The organism is Aliikangiella maris (assembly GCF_040719265.1).
GTDB classification, from domain to species: domain Bacteria; phylum Pseudomonadota; class Gammaproteobacteria; order Enterobacterales; family Kangiellaceae; genus Aliikangiella; species Aliikangiella maris.
The window spans coordinates 55,808-74,003 of the sequence record NZ_JBFDAH010000026.1 but is presented as its reverse complement, the minus strand read 5'-3'; the positions used below and the strand labels follow the sequence as shown (position 1 = coordinate 74,003).

The following is an 18,196-nucleotide window of genomic DNA, read 5'->3' as shown; positions in this document are numbered from 1 at the left end:
CCAGGAAGTGATGGCGTATTTTAACATTTCTGGTCGAAAAGTGAGTTATTAATTAGAGATTTTTTATTAAATTTCAGAGTGTTAAGCTGTTTTTCAGGGACGACTAAGTAAACACATCATTGGTTTAACAATAACCTTCAGCTGATATCCCCATAAACAGGAACATCATTCGATCCAACTTGCCATTACTGTTTTCATCATGAAACACCAATATAGCATAGCGTCCGGCAGAAATATTGGAGAAAGTCACCGTTAAATCAGATGGTATTACGGGTACGATTTTCATGCGATTTAAAGATGCATTTGATGAATAGCAAGATTACCCTGGGATGCAAGTAAACCGGTCCTAGTGGATTGCAGAAACAGCCATTGAGCAATCTACCAAGAAAAGCCGGCGGTACTTCATACAGCTATCAAACAAACAACTCATTCCAGTATCACGTCATTTTGTTCAATTCGCTAAAGAAAAAGGCTTACTCAAATAATTTAATTGGGAATAACCAAATGTTGTTGCCAGTCAAACTGCGCATCGCCCAAAACCAGAAAGTGCGGATTTAATAAAGACTCTTTTTGATTATAAACAAGCGGTTGATAATCCAGCGTAACCAATTGCCCACCAGCCTGCTCAACAATAACCTGTGCCGCAGCAGTGTCCCATTCAGACGTTGGCGCCAATCGAGGATATAAATCAGCACTTCCTTCAGCCACCAGACACATCTTTAAAGAACTACCTCGACTGGTTAATTCGAAGTTCGCAAAGTTTTGGCACAATGATGCAACCTTTTCAACACCGTGACGTCGACTGGCCACAACGGTAAAATAATTTTGGCCATCTTTTTGCGGCAATCTCCTAACAGCTATTGAAACAGGCTCTTCTTTTGCTTGTTGTTTAAATGCACCTAATTCTGTCGCCGCATAATAAAGAGTGTCAAATACCGGCACATAAATCACACCGATTATTGGTTTACCTTGATGGACTAACGCAATATTTACGGTAAAATCATCATTTCTTGCAATAAACTCTTTGGTCCCATCGAGCGGGTCGATGATAAAGCAACTTTCCCAATCTTTGCGATCGATAAAAGTAATATTTTGACTTTCCTCCGACAAACAGGGAATCTCAGAATACTTCTCGGTTAAATGATTGATGATGGTACGGTGAGCAGCTAAATCCGCCTGTGTCAGTGGTGAGTCATCACTTTTGGTCTGGATATTAAGCTCTTCATTGTTATAGATTCTTAATATTGCTTGTCCCGCATTTTTTGCAGCAATAATAATTTCAGCTAAAATCGACTGTTGTAATTCTGTATCAAATGTCAAAATGCTGCTTCCTGTGTTAAATATCGTTTTGCTAATAATAGCCCGGCAATAGAACGCGCTTCGGTAAAATCAGTTTGTTGTAATAACGAGTCAATCTCATCAATTGGCCAAAATACAAGTTCTAAAGGTTCGGGTTCGTCACCGGGTAGTTTTTCAGGATATAAGTCTTGCGCTAAAATCAGATTCATTTGATGAGAAAAATATCCAGGGGCAAGACTCATTGATTTTAATGGCGTTAATTGCTTTGCTCCGTAGCCGACCTCTTCCATTAATTCACGATTTGCTGCCTGCACAATGGTTTCACCTTCTTCCATTAACCCCTTAGGAAAAGCCAACTGATAATCATGCGTACCCGCAGAGTATTCGCGAATAAGAATAAACTCTTTGTTATCAGTTACCGCAATAATCATAACTGCGCCACTGCGTCCTGACACCATTCGCTCAAATATCCGTTCTTCACCATTTGAAAATTTCAGAGCCAGCTCTTCAATACAAAATAGTCGGGTTTTAGCGATTTGCTTCTGTTGAATGATTTGAGGTTTTTTTGCCATAATCTTCCGTTTTTATCAGTTGCTCAAAATCAACAATGGCGTCAAATGGCGAAGTTTCGATAATTTCGCGCCGCGAGTCGGGTTGGGCAATTCCAAGTACTTTACCAATGCCAAACTCTTGTGCTGATTTTAATATTCTGACGCTATCATCAACAAACAATGTGCGTGCAGAATTAAATTGGTACTTATCTTGAACCAACTGCCAAAATAATTGTTCTTCTTTGGGATAGCCTAATTCATGAGAACTACATAGATCATCAAAATACTGATGAAATTTTGCATTCAACAATTTAATTTCAAGACTTTTAGGATGCGCATTTGTCACTAAATAAATTTTTTTTTGTAGTGAGCAAAGATACTCTAAAAATGCAACCGCCCCAGGACGAAACGCGACTTTATCTTTCACTTTATATTTTAATGCAACAATATCAAGATTCAACCTTTCACTCCAAAAGTCTAAACAATACCATTGGAGTTTGCCTTCAATTGCGCCATAACTATCTGCAAGAAAACGCTTACTTTCTTCAAGTGAAATTTGATTTTTTTCAGCATAGACTTGAGGTAAATAATCAAGCCAGAAAAAATTATCAAATGCCAAATCTAAAATTGTTCCGTCCATATCCAGCAAAACGGTATCAATATCAGACCAATTAATTGTGAGCGACAAAATGATATTCCTCGAATATCTGTGCAGTTACTTGTTAGAATAACAGATTAGTTAATTTTTTGTCGGTATTTTATTGGTAACCTGCCGTCGATTGGTTTTCCATTACTAAACATAGAAATCGCATTATAAATATTTTGATCAATATTAATGCCAACACTGCCAACAAACTCCATCATACCATCAGGAGAAATGGTTGCTTTTCCTAACAGATCTAACTTATTTTTCTTCGCATCGACAATTTCAAATACAATAATATTGGTTTTATCACGGGTTTCTGCTTTTACAACAAACTCACCCAGTTGCCAATCTTGACCAGAAATAGCAACACTGGCATTACGCCAAATAATATCACCCTGTGCTGAAACCAGTTTATTATTTGCAGTTTCCAAATCTAAATTTTTGGTTTGAACTTTACCATTAACCAAAACACCTGGCATAGGAATCAATTGTTGAATTAATGCGCTATCAATTGTTAAATTGGCATTCGAAATAGTTATCGACTTGCCACTGGTATCCGGCAGATTTGCTTCTACCTGCCCCGCCAAATCACCATTTGCAGGAAAGTTTAAAGCCAGTGATATTTTTGCCATAAGTAAACTAACAGGACTTAGCGCAAATTCAACATCAGACAGCGTCAATTGATTCCAGCTAATATTAGCAATATTACCTGACCATATACTGCCACTTAAACCGCTCACCTGAACCTTTGGGTTGGCAGGCATAAGATTTTCAACCAGTTTAGCGGGCGTTAAATAAATGACGGCAAATAAAAATATAATCGTCAATATGAATATTTTCTTTTTCATTCGTGTTATATGACCTGCCATTATCCGCGTTGAATTTTAATATCAATGCTGCTCAGCCCGTCACGATCTTTCGTTCTGATATTGACTGAATCAACTGAAACTTTATGACGACTTTCAAGCTCTGCAACCCAACGAATAAAATCATTAAAAGATACATTGTCAAACCAGACCTGCATTTCATTCGGGCTCTTTTCCTTCACGCGAGAAACGTTTAATTGATATTGACGCGTTGTTGATGTCACCAGATTTGTCAGCGGTATATTCGAATTACTGCTACTCATTGCACCACGATTGGCAATAATTTGCGGCATTGATTTTTTCCATAAAGCCACCGATCTTTCTCGACTTTGAATTTGACCTTCTATACTTTCAACAGAATCACTTATTGGTTTTAAAATGCCAAAAAACAGAATGAACAGTACCACAAAAATACTGGCTATATTGACGAGTCTTTGCTCGCTGCTATCAAGTCCGTTATACCATTGCTTTAATTGTTCCATATATTACCTCCGCACAATTAATCGACTTGAATAAGCATCGCCACGCTGATTAGCCGAAGACATTTCCACTTCATGACCGGCATTTTTCAATGCATCTCTATACTGATTTAATACGGGTAAATCCTTGGCGATCAAATCCATTCGCAATTCATTACGCGCTGAGTTGTAGCTAATATTGGTTGGATATATCTGATTTAAATCTGTAATTAATTCAGCAGTGGAGTTGAGCATTGCTAAAAAGGAAGCATCACCCGATCCACTCCCGGCAGTCTTCAAGAATGTTCTTAGAGTTTTGTCGGGATTCGATGGTTCTTTTCTTCCCGGAAATGCTTGTTTCCACAATACTGAGCGCTCGTTATTAAGTGCTTCATTTTGTGCCGATAACCAAAACCATTGAGTACCTTGATAAGCCAGGTGAGCAACTAATACCATTGCAGCAATGGAGGCAACCTTGTATAACATATTTTTAAAGGGTGAAGATTCGGCCTCAGGTTCAAACTCACCTTGCAACAGGTTAAGCTTTGCTACGGAATTATCAGTCAGATATTGTTCAACTGCATCAACCTGCTGAATGTCGGGAGCAAACATACCCACAGGCAATTGTTGTTCAAAATTTTGCAAAACAGATTCATTATCACCAATGATTTTTAATGGCGTTGCAATTGGCAAATCTTCTTCTGAACGTTCACTGGCAATCACTCTTTGCACAATCCAAGAAAAGTCTTGCTGATAACACGACCACGCCCGCCCATCGTCAGATTTCAGCAACACCATATCGTTCGTTAACACACCAAGCAAACCTTCTTCTGGTGTTTTCAACAAATCTAAATCGACTTTAATAGCATCAAGTTTAACTTCGGCTTTTTCAAAAATTTCAATCAGGTTATTTAAATAGGTTAGCTGAACGCCTCTAACAGGAATTTTACCACTTGCCTCCCTTGTCCCTATTGCAAAAAATAAATGATCAACAGCATCGGCAACATGCTCTTCAATAATAAATGGAATCGCTTTGCGCAAATGACGCTGAGCTTTATTGGGTAGTTCAACCTGATTAAAATGAATATCATTACTCGAAAGAACTAATTCGACTTTTTTATTGCGGGCAAACTCAGCCATGCAGGCTAAATCAGCTTTTAAAATTTCATGACTTTCAATCTGTGATGATGCAATACTAACGGCCTCTTCAGCGTTGCCAGAATCAACGCACCAGTAAAAGCGGTCGGACGATTTATCACCCCAGAATATGACTAGTTTACTCATTATTCTTTACCAAAATATCGAGAAATGACTAAAAAATTATTTTCTTTATCTTTTTTAAGTAATGACTTCATTGAAACTCGCGTATTACCAAGTTCTGCCTTTGCGGTCATTTGAAAATAACTACTTTTCACATCAACTCTTGATGCATATTTTTGCTTGATTTGCTGTCCTGCTGCACCAAACTCATTAAAAAAATCGTCTATCTTTTCAAAACCTTTTTCACCACGGTTAGCAATTGCTTTGGTAATATCGGCCATGGAAACATCTTTACCGCCTAAAATGGCATAAAGTAAAAACAGTGATTCCTCATCAATAGTATTTACATTAATGGTGTTAACCTCCGGGTCTGGCAACACACAAACAAAAGGTCTTAATGCTTTGTATATTTTTGTATTAAAACCACGCATGGCTCTTAATTCACTAACATGGCTTAACAAGCTATTTGGTGTACGATAGGCAGGTTCGAGCCCCTGATAGTATTCATCTTCAGCCCCATCGGCGCCCGATGGTTCAACGTCTTCATCAACCCAATCTCTAACCACTGTGGCCAACGCTTTTGCATCGGAGCCACCACTATCAATAATTTTACCAATTAAATCTTCAAGAATTTCTTGTCCAGGCGGTAGCTGCTGACCACTATTAAAAGGTGTAGTCGGTTTACTGGGCTGCTTAGTATTTGGCGGGTTGTTGTTATTTTGATTATTTTTAGCTTTACCCGCAATTGAATTTAAATTAAAACAACTTTGCATATCTTTAATAGAGGCGCTCATCATTCCACCTTCTATCGGAAACATAATTTCGTCTTGTGCCCAGGCTTGATTTAAGTGAACAGTTTCTTCTTCATTTTTGGTAAATAATTCACGCATTTTAATTTTTACTAACTCTTCCATCCCCATTAAGTAGGAATACGCCTGGTCACGATGAATCAGATTATTACTCAGCTGCTTTTGATAGCGTACAGTTTTGACTGACTCAACGACTAACACAATCACCATTGCAGCAATTAACACAACGGTAATCAAAATTGTTCCCCGCTGCTTTCTTGCAAAACTTATTTGTGGTAACTCGTTGAATCGTTTCATGATCACTGTTATTTATCTTCAATCACTTTATCTGAAATAGAATAAAGTCGTTCTATAATGCCATAGTCTGTCAGCTCTAATTTTACTTTTACTGCAATAGGTAACATTTGTCTGGCTTGCTGCTCTGGGTCGTCAGTTAACGGCCAATAGTCAAACCATTGATCGCCATCATAAAATGCGATCTTCATATCCTCAATATCATCTAGAATAGGACGTTTAATCCCGGTATTTTCTGCCATACCATCTGGATGAGCATAAGTTGTGCGATAAAGCTGTTTGTCTTCGACGCTATATACCAAGTGCTCGAGGTTAGAACGTGGCAACTGCGCCGGATTACGTCTTCCTAACCGAGTCAGTCGAAAGTAGGGGGTCGATGATTGTAAATCACTTTTCATACTTGGCAATTTATCGCCATACTCATCTCTCACCTGTCGGACAGTTAACTGGCGCATATCATTTGATATAAATAAAAATGCCCGCATCACGTTGTTTAGTCTGTCTCCGCCTCGCTTGATTGCATCAGTTTTTGTTGTTGCTGTATTTAATAACGATAAGGCACCAACACCAACTAATGCCAGTATAGCCATTGCTACCATTATCTCTATCAGCGTAAAACCATATTGCTTATAGGCGCGAGTTTTCATTTTGCACCTTATTGGCAATAAAACCGATAAACCTGGTGGATGGATTTTCATCATCCTGCTCCATGCGAACCTCTATTTCCACCTGACGTAACTGCTTTTCACTGGTATTGCTTACCGTTTGTAACCAGTACCATTTATGGTCACGCATTTCCATATCACCGCGTGTTACGCCAATATCGGGCCACTGCTCTGCCATACGTACTTCGGCCATTTTATTTAATGCAACCCAGTGCGCAATAGTTCGTACTCCAATATCAGTATGCGCGCGCTGTTGTTCAGTCAAATTTCTAACTAAAAATGCAACGGTTGTTCCAAAGATAACCATTGCAATTAAGACTTCAAGCAAGGTGAAACCTTTCCCAGAAAACCTCAGACGTTGAGCACGAGGCTTTACCGCTGCTTTTTGCAAACGATTCATCATCTTTCGAGTTCTTCCCTGTATTCTTTATCTTCTTCAAGATAGTCAGTATAGTCTCGCTCAATATCTTGATAAATATTGCCTGGTAATGGGCCTTCTATCACCAGTTTACCGTTTAAAGTTCCACGAATTCGGTAAAAACGAATTTCTTCTTGTCCACTTTGAAATTCTTCACTGACCGACACAGCGAGCGTAAATTTGTTTTGCTCACCCGATGATAAAAAATAAATCTGAGGCGGTTCAATTTCTTCGTCTTCTTCATCTTCAAAGATATTGACATCCTCTTCAAATATTTGCACATCATCTTCGTCTGGCTTAAATAAATGCTCACCATCGATAGCAACATTCACTTCTACTTCTGATGGAAAATCATAGCGCCCCAAGCCAGGAATATCTTCAATCATGCGCCATTTTGGTGTGTCATCATCATTATTTTGACGATTTTTGCCGCCACTTTTTCGACCAGAACTTTTATCTGTAGAACTCTCTGAAGATGAGCTTGCAGAGTTGCTATCATTACCTTTTCCCTTATCTTTGCCGCTCCGGCCCCGCTTTCCTTGCGCTGACTGTTGTTCATCAGGATCAGATAAAATCAGAAACCGGTAACCGGTTTCATCAATATTCAGTCCAAATTCTCGATTCTCAATGACCGCTTTATCACGTACCATCTCAATTGCAACGAGCAAGCGATTGATTTCATCTTTAGCAAATTTTTCACTAGAGCCGCCCAGGTAAGGAATAGCAATTCCAACCAACATGGCGGCAATCGCCATAGCGATCAAAATCTCAATCAAACTAAAACCTTTATTTAAGGTGTTGATTGATTGGACTTTGTAACTGGCTGTAGCTTCCATAAAATTTGTATGCTTCGCTTATAAAATCGCAGATAGAATAATCAAATCAATTTTGATCTTTCATTGCCTGCATAACTTCATCAATATTCCAGTTTCCAATATCAGCAGCCATACCGTCGCCGCCTTCTTCACCATCAGCACCAAGTGAATAAACATCGTATTCACCAAACTCACCGGGATAGGTGTATTGGTAAGGATTTCCCCAAGGATCGGTGTTTAATTCTTTTAAGTAGCCTCTGCGCGGATAATTTTTAGGTACAGGACTGTCATTGGGTTTACTGACTAAGGCTTCTAATCCCTGCTCTGTTGTTGGTAGTAAAAAATTATCAGAGTGATATTGAATCAGCGCCGAATCAATCACCGCCAAATCCCCTTTTAAGCGCTCAAATGTGGCTTTTTCAGTTTGTCCCATAAACTGATTGACCATTATCCCGCCCAAAATTGCCATAATGGCCATTGCGACAAGTATTTCTAATAAAGAAAATCCCGATTGTCTTTTCATTTCAAACCTCAATTTAGAATGTTTTAATCTATTACTATTCACTACTAACGAAACCAGTTAACAAAATCGTCTATTCTTGGCTGATGATTTGTCGTCTAATCTCTAAAATTCAAGCTAATCTGTATATGCTTTTTTGTTCAATTGTCAGCTTATGCCAAGGTATCACTAAGAGAGAATACTGGCAGCATAATTGCCAATACAATGGCAAAGACAAAAGAGCCCATCAACAATATCATGACTGGGCCAATCATATTCATCATGGTACTTACCAGATTATCGAACTGTTTTTCTTGATTGTCAGCGGCACGATCCAGCATTTGTTCCAGTTCACCGGAGTTTTCACCACTGGCAATCATATGCAACATCATTGGTGGAAAATAACCGCACTGCTGTAATGACACTTTTAAGCCAGCGCCTTCTCTGACCTTAACCGTTGCTTCCCTGACGGCCTTTTTAAGCTCAGCATTGGTCATTACATCACCAGCAATACGCATTCCCTCAAGTAGCGGTACACTACTTTGATTTAAAATAGCCAGCGTTCTCGCAAAACGAGCGGAATTCATTCCACGAATCACTTTACCCAATCCCCAGGCTTTTAACTTCCAGCGATCCCAGCTCAGACGGAATGCGGGGCGCACTAACATTCGAGTAAAACCAACAATAAATAAAATGACACCCAGTACAACCCATAATCCCCAATCAATCACAAATTCACTCATCGATAATAAGGCTTGTGTTATCCAGGGCAGTTCTTGACCTGACTTGGTAAAACTGGCGGTAATCTCAGGCACAACATAACCTAATAGAAAAGACACAATCCCTACACTGACAACCGTCAGAATAATCGGATAGACAAGTGCACCAGAAATTTTTGACTGAATTTCCTGACGCGACTCAGTATAGTCTGCCAGTCTTTCCAGAACCAAATCCAGATGGCCCGACTTTTCGCCAGCTGCCACCATCGAGCGATATAAATCATTGAATACACCAGGATATTCACTTAGTGCATCAGCCAAAGTATGCCCTTCAACAACTCGAGCCCGAATTCCCATCAGCATGCTGCGTTGTTTGGCTTTTTCAGCTTGATCAGCGATTGCCTTGATCGCTTCTTCAAGCGGAATGGCAGCTTTCACCAGTGTTGCTATTTGGCGGGTAATCAATGCTAAATCGGCAGCGCTGATTTTTGTCTTGAAAAAACCACTACCTTTGGAAGTTCTATTTTTTTGAGTACCGGTAACACTTTCAACTTCAAGTGGAATCAAGTGTTTATCGCGCAAAGTCTGACGAACCTGCCTCGGCGTGTCTCCTTCAATAATTCCTTTTTTCTGTTTGCCCGCTTGATCGAGCGCAACATATTCAAATGCAGCCATTCAACTTCACCACTTAATCTTCGCGTGTCACACGCAAAACTTCTTCAACAGTCGTGATGCCTTCAAGAACTCGGCGTTTACCATCTTCACGAATACTAAATCCAGCTTTTCGAGCATGGCGCTCAATATCCAACTCGCCAGCCCCATTATGGATCATGTCACGTATATCTTCGTCAACTTGCAAAAATTCAAATATCCCTTGTCGTCCTTTATAACCAAGATTATTACATTCAGCACATCCTTCAGCATGATAAATTGTGGGTGGGTTAGAGGCATCAAATCCCATTAATTCACACTCTTTGGTATTCGCTTGCTCTCCCCGTTTACACGAAGGACAGAGAGTTCGTACCAAACGTTGAGCCAGCACACCAAGCAAACTGGAAGAAAGCAAAAATGGCTCAATCCCCATATCTTGAAGTCGAGTCACCGCGCCAGAGGCGGTATTGGTATGCAAAGTAGAAAGTACCAAGTGTCCAGTTAAACTGGCTTGTACCGCAATTTGTGCGGTTTCTAGGTCACGAATTTCCCCAACCATCACCACATCAGGATCTTGTCGTAATATTGCTCTCAAGCCACGAGCAAAAGTCATATCAACTTTACTGTTAACTTGAGTTTGACCTATACCTTCGAGTAAATACTCAATCGGATCTTCAACCGTTAATATATTACGCGAAGTGTGATTGAGCAGTGTAAGCCCAGCATAAAGAGTCGTCGTCTTACCAGACCCTGTCGGCCCAGTCACTAGAATAATACCGTGAGGTTTATGTAAAATATCACTCATTCCCTGCATCAACCGCGGCGACATTCCCAAGTGAGAAAAATCAAGTCGCCCAGCCTGTTTATCAAGTAAACGTAATACCACTCGTTCACCATGACTTGATGGAATGGTGGAAACCCGCACATCAACGCCACGATTAGCGATTTTTAATGCAATTCGACCGTCTTGAGGGATCCGCTTTTCTGCTATATCGAGCTTGGCCATAACCTTGATACGCGAAACCAATAAAGGCGCCAGCTTTTTACTGGGAGATAAAATTTCACGTAAAACACCATCAACTCGAAACCGCACTTTCATATCATTTTCAAAGGTTTCAATATGAATATCTGATGCATTCATTTTGATCGATTCGGTTAACAAGGCATTAATTAATTTAATAACGGGGGCGTCGTCGTCAGCTTCAAGCAAATCTTCTGTTTGTGGTAATTCTTCAGCTAGCTGAAACAGATCGATATCTTCACCAATATCTTCCATTGCAGCCATCGCTTCACCAGAGTTGTCTTGATAAACCTCACCTAAAATTGCTTCAAACTGTTCTTGAGTTACTTGCTCAAACTTCAGTTTACCACCAGCAAAACGCCGAGTTTCCGCCATAGCCGCAAGTTCAGTTTCTTTTTTGATTACTGCGACAACTTCTTGCTGTAACTGAGCATTATTATCTTTATTTTTAACACGAATAATGATCCCGTGGCGTTTAGCAAAAGCAAAAGGCAGTTTTCCACTACCTGCTTGCTCATGCTCGCCATCAGACGCTAACTCAACGCCTTCAGACAAAGATTCAGCTATTTCTTCTTGTTGAATAAACTCGCTAACCGACATGATATTTACCTAGTCTTTTGATTCGGTGGCAGCATCGTCATTGTCTTTGTCTTTTTCATTCTCACTTTCAACTGACTCAGCTTGCTGTTTTAAATCTTGCTCATAGTTTTTCATAGTTTCGTCATAAGACGGAGGCAATGCCAGTCTTTCATTCCAGTCAGGTAACAAAGCAGAATCAGCACTAGGCATCAGCGAAACACCGCGTTGCTGCCAATTTAATTGCTGTGCACGAATAAAGTTATATTTGCGCGAGCTGATATCATCGAAACCAGCGGCATCACTGATGATTGATGGTCGAATAAATACCATCAGATTTCGCTTAACCTTATTGGTTGCTTTTGAAGAGAACAAGCTGCCGAGTAATGGTAAATCCCCCAAAACCGGCACTTTTTGTGCACTTTCTTGAATATTGTCGTCAATCAGACCACCTAATACGATAGTTTGGCCATTACCTGCAAGTACACTGGTTTTAATCTGGCGTTTATTCGTCACAATATCCGCTTCAGTTGCACCAGCAATGCTGGAAACTTCTTGTTCAATTTCCAGCAAAACAGCATTACCTTCATTAATTTGAGGTGTAATTTTTAGTTTGATACCGACATCTTTTCGCTGAATGGTATTAAATGGATTTTGATTGTTTCCACCTAGTGTTGAGCCAGTAATGATAGGTACTTCCTGACCAATACTGATTGAAGCTTCCTGATTATCAAGCGTAGTTAAGCTAGGTGTTGAAAGGACATTTGAGTCAGTATCGGTGGCAAGCGCTTTTAACAGACCCGCCCAAGATTTGTCGTCGGTAAAACCAAATAACGCCCCCGTAACACCGGACAACACCTGTCCCAGAAGTGCGCCGTTATCACCGTTACTAGGACGATCTTCGGTCACAATATTGCCGTCGATAACAGTTGTTGTTTTTCCTTGATCGATACCGCGTTTAGCTAAAACACCAGCACCAACCTGGGCAATTGATGGCGAACTATTTGTAAAATTAACCAAACCGGCTTCAGTGGCCCATTGCACGCCCAGCTCTTTAACTTTTGAATCAGCAATTTCAACAATAATTGCCTCAACATGAACTTGTTTACGGCGTAAATCCAGTTGCGAAATAACTGATTCAAATGAACGCATAATGTCAGGTGCAGCAGTAATGACTAAAGAGTTGGTTTCTGCATGCGCTTTTATTGAGTAAGCTTTGTTGCTGCCGCGAGCCTGACGACGAGGCTGAGCTTTATCCTGCGTCTCACTTTCAATCGATTCACCAACCCCTTCTAATAAAGTGGCAATTTCTTCAGCATCTGCATATTTCAGGTAAATAACTTTGGTATTCCCGCTATTACTGATTTCAGAATCTAACTGAGCAATCAAAGCCCGTAAACGTAGCGATGTCTTGCTATCGGCACTCAGTAAAATGCTATTGGTTCTTTCGTCAGCAACAAACCGCGGAACACTCTCAGAAGGCCCTTTTGACTGCCCAGCTTGTTTTTCGAGGCTTTCCAAAATTCGAACAACTTCCGACGCGGATGCATGCTCAAGTGGAATAACTTCTATTTCTTCGTTACTCTCTTTATCAATCTGACGTATGATTTTTACAATACGCTCCAAGTTGGCCGCAGTATCATGAATAACCATAACGTTAGTTGGTTTGTACTGTGCCATGTGCCCTTGCGTCGAAATTAGGGTCCGTAATAGTGGCACCAATTGACCCACGTCGATATTATCCACCTTGATCACACGGGTAACTAATTGATCACCCTTATATTTATTTGCTGTTTTTTCAGTATAAACAGGCACGGCATCCTGTTTTGCTGACTGTAGCTGTTCAATTTTATAGTAGCCATTGACTTCAACCGCCGAAAACTGATGCACTTGCAGGACGCTCAAAAATAGCGCAAAAATTTCATCTTCATCCATTTCGTGCTGAGAAATAACGGTTACCTTCTTATTTTTAACACGTGGATCCGGTATAAAAGTTTTTCCGGTTATCCGGCTGACACTCTCTATAAATACCTCAATATCGGTATCTTTAAGGTTTAAGGTGGCTTTTGCCGCAAATGTACCTGGAGATATAAAGAGAGCCCCAAAAAACAATCCGCATGCCATACTCAGCAAGCGACTGGTCCTGAAGTTTTTCTTTTTTATGTGTGTTACCGGTTGCACTATTTACGTCCTACGTTTTGATTTAAATTCACTAAAATGTTTAACTGCTGGTTACCACGCTGAATTTCAACGCTCATTTCTTTAAATGACTGCATGTCACCCATGAGTCTCATCGCATCTTGAATATTGGTTAATCCAACACCATTTATCGATGTCACAATATCATTTCTTCTTAACCCAAGCTCTTGAAATAAACGCTTATCTTTTCCAGGCTGAATACGGAACCCTTGAAGCTCGCCGTTTACATAGTGTGGTTGCCCACTAATAATGTCGGCAACACTTTGTGGATCACTGGATAGTTTATTTCGGTATTCACTGAGCTTTTCGGTTAAACGATCATCTTTACGTTTATCGTCTACTTTTGTTCTTCTTGGTGAATCTTTAGTGGGTAAAGAAGGTGGTGCTTTACTGTAAGGTGAACTAGTCGTTTTTATTACCAGCTCAGGTTGTTCGAGAGTTAGAGATTCTCTACGTCCATTAGTTTCTAGAATAACCCTGTCAGCGTAAACCTGACGCAAATAAACCCGGCCACTGACTTTAAGCTTTTCGCCAATGAAATAAACTTCCTGTTTGCCGCGATCATCCTCGATAATTGCGTTTGCTTTTTCAACAGTATCGGCGGCATAAATACCGCGTAGCTTTAAATTGAGGCTAGTTTCAACAACATTTTCAACTACCGGTTTGACCTCTACAACCTGTTCAATTATGGCGCCAAACAGGTTCATATTCACAACTTTAGAAATATCAATACTACGGGTCGAGCTAGCAGAATTCGCAGGCATCACTTTAATTGGTTTAAATTCAGAGGGCATAGTGAAATATAAAGCCCAAAGCCAGAATATTTTCGCCAGAAAAATGACAACAATAATCCCTCCAAGCCATTGCGCCCAAGGTAACCAGTTATTGTAATTTTTATACCAGTCTGCTGATGTAAACTTAGAAAAACTCATTTCTTCCATCTTATTGATGTCAATGCCATAACAGCGATAGTCAATTTATTCTCTTAGAATAAATCATAGTACTACACAATAAACAAGCTCGAATCCTGAAAAATCAGCCAATCAGGCTGATTTAATCAGACAATCTGTGTTTTTGCTCGTTACTATTTACAGATTAATTAGAACACTTTCTAATTAACTACTAAATAGTTAAACAATGATACTCACATTACAAATTACACTGCACTATAAATTATTTTATGCAACAAAAGCTTGTCTAAAACACTTTGTTACTAATAGCCGATAGCGCATTTGCAAAAATTATTAAGCTTAATTTTATTTAGCTCACTTTTATTATTAAGTTGACTTAATTGTGCCAACTCAATTGTTACACCAACTCTCGACTCGCATTTATCCGCCGAGGCGATAACCGATTACCATAAATTAACAGTTATGATTTAAACAGAGATAAACCAAACTGACGGTGAATTCATGCTTCAGTATTTTTGTCCTACAGGAAAAACTACCTTTTTGTCGATGAGTTCGTATAATGATTGTTCTTAATTATACTTGTTTTGCCAATTTAACACGGAAGAATACTACAAATGTAGTCATTCAAATGTGAATATTTGCATTTTCATAGGCCAATATTCGTTATATGGCGTCAATTTAGCGATACAAACGCATAAATTGTTGAAAAGGGTTCAAAGGATACCAAAATAATTTATGAGATTGTAATTTTTTGATTAGAAGCAGGAAAGATGTCACAAGAGCGTAAACTAGCTAATAAAATTCGATTAGATAAATGGCTTTGGGCGTGTCGCTTTTATAAAACCCGAGCAATTGCCAAAGCCGCGATTGAAGGCGGAAAAGTTCATTGTGAAGGACAAAAGCCTAAACCTGGTAAGATTATACAGATTGGCGACACAATTAAACTGCGGCAGGGATTTGATGAAAAAACGGTAGTCGTTAAGGAGCTTTCTGAACAACGGGGGCCGGCAAAAATTGCTCAAACCTTATATGAAGAAACACCTGAGAGTATTGAAAAACGCGAACAGATGACCATGATGCGCAAGATGGCAGCGCCTATTACGCAGCGCAAACCCGACAAAAAGCAGCGCAGAGCAATCCATCGATTTAAAAATATTCATGACTACAACCCTAATGCAGAAGGCAGCTAAAAGTAAATGCTTACTTTTAGCCAAGACCTTTATATGGGAAACCCTAGCTTAACTCCTTAAAATATATTCAAGTTATTTTAATACCTTGTAAAGGTCATTAATTATACGGATTTAAGTTTGGCAGAACTTTGTTTAAATTTTATGCATAATCCAAATAGCCGAGAGCTTTTATCTAGTGTATAATGCGCGCCTTTCGCATATGCGCCACGAATTTACCACTTTCATTAGAATTATTTTTAAGACATAGAGTAGAACAATGGCTGATTTATCTAAATACAGAAACATAGGCATTTTCGCTCACGTTGACGCGGGTAAGACCACGACGACCGAGCGTATTTTAAAGCTTACCGGTAAGATCCACAAAACAGGTGAAGTACACGACGGTGAGTCAACTACTGACTTCATGGAACAGGAAGCAGAGCGTGGTATTACCATCCAGTCAGCTGCGACTACCTGTTTCTGGAAAGACCATCGAATGAATATCATCGACACCCCTGGACACGTTGACTTTACAGTTGAAGTGTACCGTTCATTAAAAGTATTGGACGGTGGTATCGGTGTATTTTGTGGTAGTGGTGGTGTAGAACCTCAATCTGAGACCAACTGGCGTTATGCTAACGATTCAGAAGTTGCACGCATTATCTTCGTCAACAAACTTGACCGTATGGGTGCAGACTTCTACCGTGTGGTAAAACAAGTTGAAAATGTACTTGGGGCAAATCCTCTGGTCATGACACTGCCAATCGGAATTGAAGACGACTTTGTTGGTGTTGTTGATCTATTGAGCCAAAAAGCATTCGTTTGGGATAATACCGGTTTACCTGAAAACTACGAAGTACAAGATATTCCGGACGACATGAAAGAAAAAGCGGCTGAATATCGTGAAATGTTAATTGAAACTGCGGTTGAACAAGACGACGAATTGATGGAAAAATATCTGGAAGGTGAAGAGCCTTCAATAGAAGATATTAAGCGTTGTATTCGTAAAGGAACACGTGACTTGGCATTTTTCCCAACTTACTGTGGTAGTGCGTTTAAGAACAAAGGGGTTCAATTAGTTTTGGACGCAGTTGTTGATTACTTGCCTTCACCAACTGAAGTTGAACCACAGCCATTAACCGACGAAGAAGGTAATGAAACAGGTGAAGTTGCTACCGTTTCTGCTGACGAGCCGTTAAGAGCATTGGCTTTTAAAATAATGGACGACCGTTTTGGTGCCTTAACCTTTATCCGTATTTACTCTGGTGTTATGAAGAAAGGTGACACAATCCTTAACTCATTCACGGGTAAAACTGAGCGTATTGGCCGTATGGTTGAAATGCATGCTAATGAGCGAACCGAACTGGATAAAGCCCAGGCAGGTGATATCATTGCCGTAGTTGGTATGAAAAACGTTCAAACTGGACATACACTGTGTGATTCCAATAAACCATGTACACTAGAGCCAATGGTTTTCCCTGAACCAGTAATCTCAATTGCAGTTAAACCAAAAGATAAAGGTGGCAGCGAGAAGATGGGGATTGCAATTGGTAAAATGGTTGCAGAAGATCCAACCTTCCAGGTTGAAACTGATGAAGAAACCGGTGATACCATCTTAAAAGGAATGGGTGAACTTCACCTCGATATCAAAGTTGATATTTTAAAGCGTACTTACGGCGTTGAGCTAGAAGTTGGTCAACCTCAAGTTGCTTATCGCGAAACAATCACGCAAATGATTGAAGATAGCTATACACATAAGAAACAATCTGGTGGTTCTGGTCAGTTTGGTAAAATCGATTATCGAATCAGACCTGCCGAGCCAGGCACTGGATTCAAATTTGAATCTAAAGTTGTTGGTGGTAACGTTCCTCGTGAATACTGGCCTGCTGTTGAGAAAGGCTTCCAATTAATGATGAACGAAGGTGTTTTGGCTGGATTCCCAGTTCAAGATGTTGAAGTTGAATTATTTGACGGTGGATTCCACGCAGTTGACTCAAGTGCGATTGCTTTCGAAATTGCAGCCAAAAGTGCATTCCGCCAATCAATGCCAAAAGCGGGACCACAATTAATTGAACCAATTATGAAAGTCGACGTGTTCACACCAGAAGATCATGTTGGTGATGTTATTGGTGACTTAAACCGTCGTCGAGGCATGATTAAATCACAAGAAGCAGGTGTAACTGGCGTACGTATTAAAGCAGATGTTCCACTGGCTGAAATGTTCGGTTACATTGGGCACTTACGTACAATGACTTCTGGTCGTGGTCAATTCTCAATGGAATTCTCACACTACCTGCCTTGTCCAAACAGTGTTGCTGAAGCCGTAATTGCAGAAGCAAAAGAAAGAAATGCGAAGAAATAATCTTTAAT

18 protein-coding genes are annotated in these 18,196 nt (G+C 39.9%); 2 read left to right on the top strand and 16 right to left on the bottom strand.

Annotated features, from left to right (window positions below):
* Positions 1–124 precede the first annotated feature (124 nt).
* The 16 genes from ABVT42_RS18515 to gspC form a co-directional block, all read right to left on the bottom strand.
* Positions 125–286: a DUF2141 domain-containing protein gene (locus ABVT42_RS18515; protein WP_353897302.1), complete on the bottom strand. Its 162-nt coding sequence runs from the start codon at positions 284–286 to the stop codon at positions 125–127.
* 200 nt (positions 287–486) lie between these two features.
* Complete coding sequence (gene cysQ / locus ABVT42_RS18510) at positions 487–1,320, bottom strand: 3'(2'),5'-bisphosphate nucleotidase CysQ (RefSeq protein WP_353897303.1); 834 nt, start codon at positions 1,318–1,320, stop codon at positions 487–489.
* Positions 1,317–1,871 (bottom strand): ADP compounds hydrolase NudE, encoded by a 555-nt coding sequence (nudE, locus tag ABVT42_RS18505; protein WP_353897304.1) that lies wholly within the window; start codon positions 1,869–1,871, stop codon positions 1,317–1,319. Before nudE ends, cysQ begins: the two co-directional genes overlap by 4 nt.
* Positions 1,828–2,538, bottom strand: coding sequence for a GMP/IMP nucleotidase (yrfG, locus tag ABVT42_RS18500; protein WP_353897305.1), 711 nt, complete (start codon positions 2,536–2,538; stop codon positions 1,828–1,830). Before yrfG ends, nudE begins: the two co-directional genes overlap by 44 nt.
* Positions 2,539–2,585: 47 nt before the next feature.
* Positions 2,586–3,344 (bottom strand): type II secretion system protein N, encoded by a 759-nt coding sequence (gspN, locus tag ABVT42_RS18495; RefSeq protein WP_353897306.1) that lies wholly within the window; start codon positions 3,342–3,344, stop codon positions 2,586–2,588.
* A gap of 20 nt (positions 3,345–3,364) precedes the next feature.
* Positions 3,365–3,844: a type II secretion system protein GspM gene (gene gspM / locus ABVT42_RS18490; protein WP_353897307.1), complete on the bottom strand. Its 480-nt coding sequence runs from the start codon at positions 3,842–3,844 to the stop codon at positions 3,365–3,367.
* A 3-nt stretch (positions 3,845–3,847) separates the two neighbouring features.
* The gene (gene gspL, locus ABVT42_RS18485; protein ID WP_353897308.1) at positions 3,848–5,104 is read right to left on the bottom strand and encodes a type II secretion system protein GspL; all 1,257 of its coding nucleotides are present in this window, start codon (positions 5,102–5,104) and stop codon (positions 3,848–3,850) included.
* On the bottom strand, positions 5,104–6,186 hold the full coding sequence (gspK, locus tag ABVT42_RS18480) for a type II secretion system minor pseudopilin GspK (RefSeq protein WP_353897309.1): 1,083 nt from the start codon (positions 6,184–6,186) through the stop codon (positions 5,104–5,106). The genes gspL and gspK overlap by 1 nt, the downstream gene beginning before the upstream one ends.
* A gap of 8 nt (positions 6,187–6,194) precedes the next feature.
* Positions 6,195–6,830, bottom strand: a complete 636-nt coding sequence (gene gspJ / locus ABVT42_RS18475; RefSeq protein ID WP_353897310.1) for a type II secretion system minor pseudopilin GspJ — start codon at positions 6,828–6,830, stop codon at positions 6,195–6,197.
* A complete protein-coding gene (gene gspI, locus ABVT42_RS18470; protein ID WP_353897311.1) occupies positions 6,811–7,251 on the bottom strand; it encodes a type II secretion system minor pseudopilin GspI in 441 nt (146 codons plus the stop codon). The genes gspJ and gspI overlap by 20 nt, the downstream gene beginning before the upstream one ends.
* Positions 7,248–8,102 carry a pilus assembly FimT family protein gene (locus tag ABVT42_RS18465; RefSeq protein ID WP_353897312.1) on the bottom strand — a complete coding sequence of 285 codons (855 nt, stop codon included), beginning with the start codon at positions 8,100–8,102 and terminating at the stop codon, positions 7,248–7,250. The genes gspI and ABVT42_RS18465 overlap by 4 nt, the downstream gene beginning before the upstream one ends.
* Positions 8,103–8,148: 46 nt before the next feature.
* Positions 8,149–8,604 carry a type II secretion system major pseudopilin GspG gene (gspG, locus tag ABVT42_RS18460; RefSeq protein ID WP_353897313.1) on the bottom strand — a complete coding sequence of 152 codons (456 nt, stop codon included), beginning with the start codon at positions 8,602–8,604 and terminating at the stop codon, positions 8,149–8,151.
* A 149-nt stretch (positions 8,605–8,753) separates the two neighbouring features.
* On the bottom strand, positions 8,754–9,974 hold the full coding sequence (gene gspF, locus ABVT42_RS18455) for a type II secretion system inner membrane protein GspF (RefSeq protein WP_353897314.1): 1,221 nt from the start codon (positions 9,972–9,974) through the stop codon (positions 8,754–8,756).
* 13 nt (positions 9,975–9,987) lie between these two features.
* Positions 9,988–11,571 carry a type II secretion system ATPase GspE gene (gspE, locus tag ABVT42_RS18450; RefSeq protein ID WP_353897315.1) on the bottom strand — a complete coding sequence of 528 codons (1,584 nt, stop codon included), beginning with the start codon at positions 11,569–11,571 and terminating at the stop codon, positions 9,988–9,990.
* Positions 11,572–11,580: 9 nt separating this feature from the next.
* Positions 11,581–13,728: a type II secretion system secretin GspD gene (gene gspD / locus ABVT42_RS18445; RefSeq protein ID WP_353897316.1), complete on the bottom strand. Its 2,148-nt coding sequence runs from the start codon at positions 13,726–13,728 to the stop codon at positions 11,581–11,583.
* Complete coding sequence (gene gspC / locus ABVT42_RS18440) at positions 13,728–14,678, bottom strand: type II secretion system protein GspC (RefSeq protein ID WP_353897317.1); 951 nt, start codon at positions 14,676–14,678, stop codon at positions 13,728–13,730. Before gspC ends, gspD begins: the two co-directional genes overlap by 1 nt.
* 749 nt (positions 14,679–15,427) lie before the next feature.
* Here gspC and hslR point away from each other — a divergent pair.
* Both hslR and fusA read left to right on the top strand, forming a co-directional pair.
* A complete protein-coding gene (gene hslR / locus ABVT42_RS18435) occupies positions 15,428–15,847 on the top strand; it encodes a ribosome-associated heat shock protein Hsp15 (protein ID WP_353897318.1) in 420 nt (139 codons plus the stop codon).
* Between the two features lie 256 nt (positions 15,848–16,103).
* On the top strand, positions 16,104–18,188 hold the full coding sequence (fusA, locus tag ABVT42_RS18430) for an elongation factor G (protein ID WP_353897319.1): 2,085 nt from the start codon (positions 16,104–16,106) through the stop codon (positions 18,186–18,188).
* Positions 18,189–18,196 lie beyond the last annotated feature (8 nt).

Coding starts and splice junctions, on each gene's coding strand:
- gspN (WP_353897306.1), bottom strand. CDS start 3,344: ATGAAAAAGAAAATATTCATATTGACGATTATATTTTTATTTGCCGTC.
- gspC (WP_353897317.1), bottom strand. CDS start 14,678: ATGAGTTTTTCTAAGTTTACATCAGCAGACTGGTATAAAAATTACAAT.
- fusA (WP_353897319.1), top strand. CDS start 16,104: ATGGCTGATTTATCTAAATACAGAAACATAGGCATTTTCGCTCACGTT.
- gspK (WP_353897309.1), bottom strand. CDS start 6,186: ATGAAACGATTCAACGAGTTACCACAAATAAGTTTTGCAAGAAAGCAG.
- gspF (WP_353897314.1), bottom strand. CDS start 9,974: ATGGCTGCATTTGAATATGTTGCGCTCGATCAAGCGGGCAAACAGAAA.
- gspI (WP_353897311.1), bottom strand. CDS start 7,251: ATGATGAATCGTTTGCAAAAAGCAGCGGTAAAGCCTCGTGCTCAACGT.
- gspL (WP_353897308.1), bottom strand. CDS start 5,104: ATGAGTAAACTAGTCATATTCTGGGGTGATAAATCGTCCGACCGCTTT.
- gspE (WP_353897315.1), bottom strand. CDS start 11,571: ATGTCGGTTAGCGAGTTTATTCAACAAGAAGAAATAGCTGAATCTTTG.
- hslR (WP_353897318.1), top strand. CDS start 15,428: ATGTCACAAGAGCGTAAACTAGCTAATAAAATTCGATTAGATAAATGG.
- gspG (WP_353897313.1), bottom strand. CDS start 8,604: ATGAAAAGACAATCGGGATTTTCTTTATTAGAAATACTTGTCGCAATG.
- gspJ (WP_353897310.1), bottom strand. CDS start 6,830: ATGAAAACTCGCGCCTATAAGCAATATGGTTTTACGCTGATAGAGATA.
- ABVT42_RS18515 (WP_353897302.1), bottom strand. CDS start 286: ATGAAAATCGTACCCGTAATACCATCTGATTTAACGGTGACTTTCTCC.
- nudE (WP_353897304.1), bottom strand. CDS start 1,871: ATGGCAAAAAAACCTCAAATCATTCAACAGAAGCAAATCGCTAAAACC.
- gspM (WP_353897307.1), bottom strand. CDS start 3,844: ATGGAACAATTAAAGCAATGGTATAACGGACTTGATAGCAGCGAGCAA.
- ABVT42_RS18465 (WP_353897312.1), bottom strand. CDS start 8,102: ATGGAAGCTACAGCCAGTTACAAAGTCCAATCAATCAACACCTTAAAT.